Consider the following 8,816-nt stretch of genomic DNA (forward strand, 5'->3'; position numbering starts at 1 on the left):
GTTTGGGTCGAGGCGCAGGGCTGTTTGGTAGCTGGCGATCGCTGCTTCTAACTTCCCTTGACTGTACAGTGCAGACCCCAGATTATTGTGAGCGTTGGCAAAGTTTGGGTCGAGGCGCAGGGCTGTTTGGTAGCTGGCGATCGCTGCTTCTAACTTCCCTTGCTTTTTCAGCGCATACCCCAGGTTATTGTGAGCAAGTACAGAGTTTGGGTCAAGGCGGAGGGCTGCTTTGTACTTGAGGGCTGCTTCTTCAAACTTTTTATCATCGCCTAAACGATCTGCTTCGTTAATCAGGCTTGTAACTTGATATTCGAGTTTTTCTAACTCTTGTGCTGTGACTTTCTCCTCAAGCAGAGTTACATCTTCATCCCTGAGTTTTAGCATCTGCTGATAATTCTTTAGTCCTTCACGACTGTGTTCGCTGAGTGGATACTCCCATTGAAGGACTTTGATTAGCTCTTGCTCATATTGTCGTAGCTTTTGCTGATAGTTCTTTAGTGACACATCCACGTCTTGAAAACTGACAACCTTGAGATACAAATCTCCCCGTTGATTGGTTATCGGGTTAAGTTTACCTTTACCTCGAATCCGTAGTTTCTTACCAGGAATAAAACCAGATGGAACAGTCACAGTAATTGAGCCATCATCGAGCGCAATCTTCTTTTCTGTACCGTAGGTCAATTCAGCAATGCTCAGAGGGAGTTCTAGGGTCAGATCGGTTTCAAATTGTTTGTCAGGTTGAGATGGAGCATTATCTGCTTCGGGTTTGAGAGCGAGCGGTTCTTGGTTTGCTGAACTTTCTTTGGGGGGCGAGTAAGTCGAGCTAGCAACTAATCGCGCCACCTCTTGGCGAATCCCCTTGACCACTTCTAAGAATGCTTCATCTTGGTCAGTCCAGCCTTTGCTTTTTATCGGTTGGCGATTACTAGGTAGGGGTGACAATTTATTAATAGGAGGGTTGTCCCAATCTGCATGGCGCAGCAATACCGGAATCACACGAGCCTTACCTTTTGCGTCTTGCTCTAATGCTCGTGTAACTTCAACTGTCCAGTGATAGTCTGAAGCAATAAAATCTGGACTCACCAACAGCAAAATTAGCCCAGCTCGTTTGAGATATTTATTAATTTCAGCTTCAATTTCTTGCCCAGGTACGATTTTGCGATTACTCCAGGTTGTAATAATCTTTTCTCGACGCAAAGACGCTAAATGAGTCTCTAACTTCTTCCATAGCTCCTCATCTTCTTGGTGATAAGAAATAAAAACTTCAATAGATTTCATAGAGATATAGCAAGATGCTGGCTGGTTTAAAAGAAAACTACAAAAGCTTTGGCTCGATTTCCTCAAGCTAGCTCAATCCCACTCAAGCGGACTGAATTTCTCATTTAGTCACTTTAACGTGCGCTTCCGTTAGAGACTCACGTTGACAAAGAGCTGACTTTTCACGGGATCTGGAAAACCCCTCTCCAAAGACGCGGAGCGGCTACTCTACGAGAACGCTTTGGCGCAGCCTCTCGCAGAGAAGAGCGAACTCGCGCTTAGTACCTCTCCCCTACAAGGCTACGGTGTACACACAAGTAGACCCAGAGTAAGTTTCCAGCCAAAAAAGGTCGATTCAAACTGATAGATCCCACGAACCAAAGTAGTAATTCCCGGAGGTTTTTGAGACTTGTAACCAGACCAACCACCAAGCCCTTGCATAATCCAAGTAGCCCAAGCTAGAGTTGAAGGAGGATAGGGATTTTGTTGAAGTAGAGTTTTCCCTTCTAAAGTAGGTGCAAGAGTAGATAAGCACTGCTGTTGCTTAGGAGAAAAAGCAATTGATTCATCGCAAAAAAAAGTAGAGAAATTGAAATGCAACGTCTCTACTTTTTTACGAATTAAATTATTCCCACTCAATAGTTCCAGGTGGCTTAGAGGTAATATCAAACACCACGCGATTCACGCCTTTTACCTCATTGACAATGCGGTTAGAAATCACTTCCAGCACATCGTAAGGGACACGCGCCCAATCTGCCGTCATGCCATCTTCACTCTTGACAATCCGTAATACAATCGGGTAAGCATAGGTGCGTTGATCACCCATTACCCCTACACTACGGATTGGTAACAAAACAGCAAATGCTTGCCAGTATTCATGATACAAGCCACGTTGATTGATTTCTTGCCGCACAATCAAATCAGCATCACGTAAAATATTTAACCGTTCGGCTGTGACTTCACCCAAAATGCGAATTGCTAAACCAGGGCCTGGGAAGGGTTGACGTTGGACGATTTCTTCCGGTAAACCAATAGAACGTCCTAATTTGCGGACTTCATCTTTAAATAGTTTCCGCAGAGGTTCTACTAACTTGAACCTTAAATCTTTGGGTAAACCACCGACGTTGTGATGGCTCTTGATTTTGACTGCTACCCGTTCCCCAGTTTTGGGATCAACGTTGGTATCAGCAGATTCGATCACATCAGGGTAAAGAGTCCCTTGAGCCAGATAGTCGAAGGGGCCAAAATGTTTAGATGCTTCTTCAAATACCTGAATAAATTCATGTCCAATGCGACGGCGTTTTTCTTCTGGGTCTGTAACTCCAGCCATTTTTTCGAGAAAGCGATCGCGAGCTTCAACATATTCTACAGGAATATGAAACTGTTCTTGGAATAACTTCACTAACCTTTCCGGCTCATACTTCCGCATAAAGCCTTGATCGATAAATACACAGGTGAGTTGTTCACCAATAGCTTTATACAGCAAGAAAGCCAACGTGGAAGAATCAACTCCCCCAGATAAAGCTAACAGTACCCGCTTATTGCCAACTTTCGCCCGAATTTCCCGAATTGCTTCTTCTACAAAGGCGGCTGTTGTCCAAGTGGGTTCACACTCGCAGATGTGATAAACAAAATTACGAATTAATGCTAAACCACCAATGGAATGTACAACTTCAGGATGGAACTGCACACCATAAAGTTTTTTGTCGTGGTCAGCGACAGCAGCGCAGGGAGTATTTTCTGTATGGGCTAAGACTTCAAACCCTGGTGGCATTTTTGTGACTGAGTCACCGTGACTCATCCACATAGTAGTGCCATCTTCAACGTTAGTTAATAAGTCTGTAGGGTCATCAATGTATAGTGATGCTTTGCCGTATTCACCCCTGTCGGCTTGGGCTACTTCCCCACCGAGTTGATTTACCATCAACTGCATACCGTAGCAGACACCCAAGATGGGAACTCCCAAATTCCAGATTTCTGGGTCACAATGAGGTGCGCCATCACTATAAACTGAGTTGGGGCCGCCAGAGAGAATAATGCCTTTAGGACTTAGTTTTCGTAAATGTTCAGCTGGGGTGCGATAAGACAAAACTTCAGAGTATACTTGAGTCTCGCGGATGCGTCGGGCAATTAGTTCCGAATACTGAGAGCCGAAGTCTAAAATGACGATAATTTGACGCTCAAGCCGCCCAAACTCTTCTACTGCTTGAGGGGCTTGTTCGGTTGGTAGAGTCACCACTGTATTCATAATCGGGGAAGTGCAGTTTAGATGTAGATGATTGCTCTGTGTGTCAGAATATACAGCTTTGCTGCCTGGTTTGTCAGCAAATACTAGATTAGACAATTAAAAACGCCTGTAAGAAGCGTTTGCTAGGCCGATGTGGCAAGGTATTAAAACGTTAAATTACCCTAGGATGGCTACTGAAAAAATTATTTATTTGGATTATTTATGATTATTCATAATAAATTAACATAAATTTCCAATTAAGTTACAAGCAGTTTTGCTCTTCACAATAATTTTGCGATCGCGATCAAAGAGAATTGATCCACAAACTGTAGTTAAAATCTCTCTATTACTATGGCTGTGGAGATATTCTTGGCAACGAGCATCAATAGTTTCGGCGATCGCACGGTAAACTTGATTTACCCAATCACTACCTGTAGCAATATCTAACGCTCTTAGGTGTTTAAGTGCAGCTTCAGCCGTCGGGCTGTGAAATACTACTTCTATATCTTGTTTGTTTAAACCTGCCAAAGCACAGTGGGTAGTTAAAACTTCCCGTCGCCCATCAGCTAGGTGATGGTGAGTGTGAAAAATCCCGCCAGCCAGCTTCATCAACTTCCCGTGATAGCCAAACAATAAGATTTCTTTAACACCCAAAAGTTCTGCTTCCACTAACATTGGCCCCAACCAATTAGCAGTTTTTACCAGTTTCTCAGGGTTAATACCGATTTTTGGGGCTAAATCTAAGCCGTTCTCGCCGATGCAAAATACCAAACTTGGAAACTGACTAGCTTTTTGTTGTAATTCAGTGCGAAAAGTATTTAACTGCTCAGGTGTACTTAAAGGTTGAGAAATACCTGATGTTCCCAATAAAGAGAGTCCCTCCACAACACCAAAGGCAGCATTAGAAGTTCGAGTAGCGAGCGATCGCCCCTCTGGTAAGATAATTGTCACCGTGATTTTTTCCGATGCTGCTAGTAGTCGAGACAAATTCTCTTGCAACAGCCTCTGAGCATAACCATAAATCGCTGGGTTATTGTCAGCATTAATTTGCTTACCAATTCCCTCCCCACCGTGAATAGTCACTTGCTCATCCCCCACCCCTCCCCACTCAACCAGCGTCCAAACAGGGGTATTTTTAGTCAAATCCAGATTATCACCGGGATCAGAGCGAGTAATAGCCAAAGCCATAGTCTCAGATAATCCTGCTACCTGTTCTATAGGGATTTCAGCTATTTGTGCAGGTGCAATCAAGTCTACTACTGCCACTGATAAAGGTTGACGGTGGCGTAACCAATGTAAAGCCGCCACAGCCGCCGCACAAGCAAAAACAGGTAAAGTGTATCCACTACGAGTCATTAGTCATTAGTCAGATTGGGCATTGTATTTTTCTCCCCCTGCTCCCCCTGCTCCCCTGTCCCCTGTCACCTGCCCCCTGTCACCTACCCCTACACCCCCACTTCCGCCAGAATAGCCTGCATAGCTTCCCAAGAAATTTGTCTTTCGATATAACGGGGAGCTTCAGGATTATAAGGGCTAGCTATGCGGTCAATGCTAATAATTTTTGCTTCATCTGGGATCACTGGGATGTCGGGATCAAATGCCGTAGGGAGCATTAAAGAACTGGAAAAACCTTTGAAAATCGCTACCTTATCTTGCTCATCAGCGATTTCCACTGTCACCAGTAAGACTTCTTGAGGACGTTTGAGGGTGTATTGTTCTAGTCGCTTGCCAATGGAACTCATTTTGAAAAATAGGAATTTCTGGAAGGAATTTCTTTTTCCGTACCGGATGTTGGGGCTTCTCTACAAGATGCTACGAGTAGCATTTTTCCCTGGAAGGGTACAAACCTTTTGTGCTGTTAGCGGTAGCAGGGCTTTGAACAACGCGCAATTAATTTTACTGTTCTACTTTTCTTTTCTACTGTTCTACTCCTGACTCAGCACCGGCTAAACGCCGCGCTACCGCTAACAGCACTCAGCACTCAGCACTCCTTACTGTTGCGTAGCCGAGCGTCCCTGCTTGCCCAGCTTCACCAGAACAAAGTAGCTTAAGTAAACCACGTAAATTATTAAACCAACTATGCCCAGAAACCCTAGCATTGCGTGTTTACTATTGTGATGGAAATACTCTTTAAATAGTAATGGGGCTTCAAACCAGACGAGACACTCAGGAGTTTTGATGGCATTGCTAGAAAAAGCACAACCCAAAAAAGGTACGAACGCTATTGCGCCTAACAAGCAATATAAGGTTACAGCCCATCGCCAAGAGGTAAAAGTTAGCTTTAAAGGGGTACTTGGCAAATATTCAATTTCATCATTGAGATCCACCCAAAACCACAGCGAAATCGGAATGAGAATTAATCCTATCAACCCCGAAATAAAGCTAACTTGGTACTGGGCAATCATCAAATAAGCTGTAATGACAAGGAGACTGGAGACTCGCCAGTAAATCATTAACAGTCTTTGTATCCCTTCTACTTTTTGGACATAAGCCCAAGTCAAGAGAATTAAGGGAATCATCACTAAAAATAATAGTGCCAGTCGGTAGTCAATCCAGACTAACTGGCGAAACCAAACGTTATTTTGCATATTTCACGTCAAACGCTCAATAATCAATTAGATTGCATTAACTATATTCATAATTGGCAATGGGGCATTGGGAATTTATTTTCCCCTACTTCCCTACTTTCTGCTCTCTGCTAGTCTTTACCCATTTTCAAGAAAGCTGATGGAGAAAAAACAAGCAACTCACAGAGTTATGAGATTGACTACAAAAATTTGCTTTTTTGCTCCGCAATGCGATCGCTAACAGCAAGCTATGCGAACCCTATTGCTAATTTTCGCAAAAAGTCGTGTCCACAACTTCTGGTTGCTTGTCTCTCAGGTCAAAAATGCCAGACTTAATTTTTATTCGTCGTAAAGTCTGCACTCAGCTGCATCTGGGTTGTCATCGCAGTATTGTTCTAGAGAATTTTTCTTTTTATCTTGGCGTTGGTGGGAGGCTTCAGCTTGTAATTCTTCCACTGCATCCCAAGCGGCGGCGCACTCGGCCGAGCTACCACCTGAAATATCACAAACAGCACGAGCTTGTTCTACTTCGTCTTGAATTTGATCTTGAATGTTTTTGGCTTGAGTATCAGTCATTGTTTTCGTCTCGTTGTGTGATGTTAGTACCAGTATAGAAAAGTTGCAAAAATTGATATTTTTGTGTTCTATCGATCACCATTGTACCCAATTAACTGATGCAGCTAATTTTGTAGCTATGATGTATCGATAACAATTACAACAATCTGTGAAATATATCCCAGATTCCCATTTATCTTTTAAGATTTTATAGATCGGCACTACAAAAATCCAACAATACACTATTATTTAAGTGAATGTAAGCAGACATCCTATACCCAAAAAACTGGGTGGATTAGCCCCTCAGTCAAGATAAATATTTTAATTTCCATTTAGATACCCACAGTCCAAGTCCCAAAAATACGAAATAAAAACTTCTCTTCCCCAGTCCCCACTCGCCAACCTCTATTCTCAATCTAGGATAAAAAACTAAAAACCACTGGACACAAAAGAAACAGTAGCCCAAAACACATGGCAGATCAAATGCAATGGGCAAATGCCCTATCAACTCGTCCTTCCCTAGAAGCAGCTATAGCAGATGTGGTAGAACAGACTGTCTCATCGTTAACAGCACCTGCGGATTTAGGGTTAGTGTTCATTTCGTCTGCGTTTGCTAGTGAATATTCTAGGGTTTTACCATTGTTGGCAGAAAAATTGTCTGTACCTGTCCTAATTGGTTGTAGCGGAGGCGGTGTAATTGGTACTACCCTTGGTGGACAAACCCAAGAATTAGAAGCAGAAGCGGCTTTGAGCTTAACTTTGGCTCACCTACCAGGGGTAGATTTGCAAGTCTTTCATGTTGTGGCTGAAGATTTACCTGATTTGGATAGTTCTCCAGATGCTTGGGTGAATTTGATTGGTGTACCATCATCGCCAACACCCCAGTTTATTTTGCTTTCTAGTGCTTTTTCTTCAGGGGTTAACGATTTATTACAGGGTTTGGATTTTGCTTATCCTGGTTCGGTGATTGTGGGTGGACAAGCGAGTGCTGGGGGTTTTGCTGGTCGTTTGGCGTTGTTTGCCAATGATACTGGTGAAATCCAACAAAGCTTATACCGTGAAGGGACAGTGGGTTTAGCGTTAAGTGGCAACATTGTTTTAGAAACGATTGTGGCACAAGGATGTAAACCGATCGGTAAGCCACTGCAAATCACCAAAGCTGAACGTAATATTATTTTGGAAATAGATGAGCAAGTACCTTTGATGGTGCTGCGAGATTTGATTTCTAGCCTGAGTGAACAGGAACGCGGTTTAGCACAGCATTCGCTGTTTGTCGGTGTGGCGATGGATGAATTTAAACTGTCTTTACAGCCGGGTGACTTTTTAATTCGTACTATCTTAGGGGTCGATCCATCTGGAGGCGCGATCGCAATTGGTGATCTTGTTCGTCCTGGTCAACGTCTGCAATTCCACCTGCGAGATGCTCAGGCTTCTGCCGAAGATTTAGAATTTCTCTTAGAGCGGTATCAACAACAATCAAGATTAGATAATACTGCTGTTGGTGCTTTAATGTTTGCCTGTGTAGGCCGTGGTGAAGGATTGTACGGCAAACCCAATTTCGATTCTGAATTATTTCGGCGTTATGTTCCAGATATCCCCATCGGGGGCTTTTTCTGTGGTGGAGAAATTGGCCCTATTGGTGATCGAACTTTTTTACACGGTTACACCTCAGTCTTTGGTATTTGCCGACAAAGTGAGTGCTGAGTAGTGAGTGCTGAGTGCTGAGTGCTGAGTGCTGTTAGCGGTAGCGCGGCGTTTAGCCGGTGCTGAGTCACGAGTATCTTACTTAACGTGAGTTCGATGACCTCTCCCCAACCCCTCTCCGACGCGGAGAGGGGCTTAAATATCTGGGAATCTCAACGAGAAATAAAAATTTTAAAGCCTCTCTCCTTGTAGGGAAGGGGTTGGGGGTTAGGTTCGAGAGAAAGTTGCACACCGCGTTATGTTGAATAATGAGAGTGGCGATACCTACGGTGGGCTACGCCAACGCTATTACTTAAAAACTAAGTAAGGCTGATTTGTGCAACTTGAATGCAACAAAGGTGCAACTAAATGTAACTAAGTTGCTCTTGACTACAACAAAAGTACAAGTTGATGCAACTTGATGGCGAGTTAATGCAACAAAGGTGCAAGGCAATGCAATCAAGTTGCAAGTCAATGCACCTAAAAAAGTTGTCGAGTGGGCAAACATTCGCCCACCCAATACTCTT

Annotated in this window: 8 protein-coding genes and 1 pseudogene; 1 reads left to right on the top strand and 8 read right to left on the bottom strand. The window is 43.5% G+C overall.

Annotation, left to right across the window (positions count from 1 at the left end; all coding sequences use genetic code 11):
- The 7 genes and pseudogenes from ACM0OR_RS27135 to ACM0OR_RS27165 form a co-directional block, all read right to left on the bottom strand.
- A partial coding sequence (locus tag ACM0OR_RS27135; RefSeq protein WP_414579512.1) for a tetratricopeptide repeat protein occupies positions 1-1,278 on the bottom strand: 1,278 nt, incomplete at its 3' end.
- 279 nt (positions 1,279-1,557) lie between these two features.
- Positions 1,558-1,818: pseudogene (locus ACM0OR_RS27140) on the bottom strand (IS4 family transposase); the annotation flags it as partial.
- 64 nt (positions 1,819-1,882) lie between these two features.
- A complete protein-coding gene (guaA, locus tag ACM0OR_RS27145) occupies positions 1,883-3,505 on the bottom strand; it encodes a glutamine-hydrolyzing GMP synthase (RefSeq protein WP_190705969.1) in 1,623 nt (540 codons plus the stop codon).
- 219 nt (positions 3,506-3,724) lie between these two features.
- Positions 3,725-4,840 (bottom strand): cobalt-precorrin-5B (C(1))-methyltransferase CbiD, encoded by a 1,116-nt coding sequence (cbiD, locus tag ACM0OR_RS27150; protein WP_414579513.1) that lies wholly within the window; start codon positions 4,838-4,840, stop codon positions 3,725-3,727.
- Positions 4,841-4,929: 89 nt separating this feature from the next.
- On the bottom strand, positions 4,930-5,226 hold the full coding sequence (locus ACM0OR_RS27155) for a hypothetical protein (RefSeq protein WP_414579514.1): 297 nt from the start codon (positions 5,224-5,226) through the stop codon (positions 4,930-4,932).
- Positions 5,227-5,475: 249 nt separating this feature from the next.
- Entirely contained in the window at positions 5,476-6,072 is a 597-nt protein-coding gene (locus ACM0OR_RS27160; RefSeq protein WP_190705893.1) for a DUF3177 family protein, read from the bottom strand.
- Positions 6,073-6,390: 318 nt separating this feature from the next.
- Complete coding sequence (locus tag ACM0OR_RS27165; protein ID WP_190705891.1) at positions 6,391-6,627, bottom strand: Calvin cycle protein CP12; 237 nt, start codon at positions 6,625-6,627, stop codon at positions 6,391-6,393.
- A 450-nt stretch (positions 6,628-7,077) separates the two neighbouring features.
- Between ACM0OR_RS27165 and ACM0OR_RS27170 the strand changes: the two genes are divergently transcribed.
- Positions 7,078-8,310: an FIST N-terminal domain-containing protein gene (locus ACM0OR_RS27170; RefSeq protein WP_414579515.1), complete on the top strand. Its 1,233-nt coding sequence runs from the start codon at positions 7,078-7,080 to the stop codon at positions 8,308-8,310.
- Between the two features lie 292 nt (positions 8,311-8,602).
- Here the strand turns inward: ACM0OR_RS27170 and ACM0OR_RS27175 are convergent.
- Positions 8,603-8,816 (bottom strand): hypothetical protein (locus ACM0OR_RS27175; RefSeq protein WP_414579516.1); only part of this gene is annotated, 214 nt, incomplete at its 5' end.

Source organism: Anabaena sp. CCY 9402-a (assembly GCF_963920945.1).
Taxonomy (GTDB): Bacteria; Cyanobacteriota; Cyanobacteriia; order Cyanobacteriales; family Nostocaceae; genus Trichormus; species Trichormus minutissimus.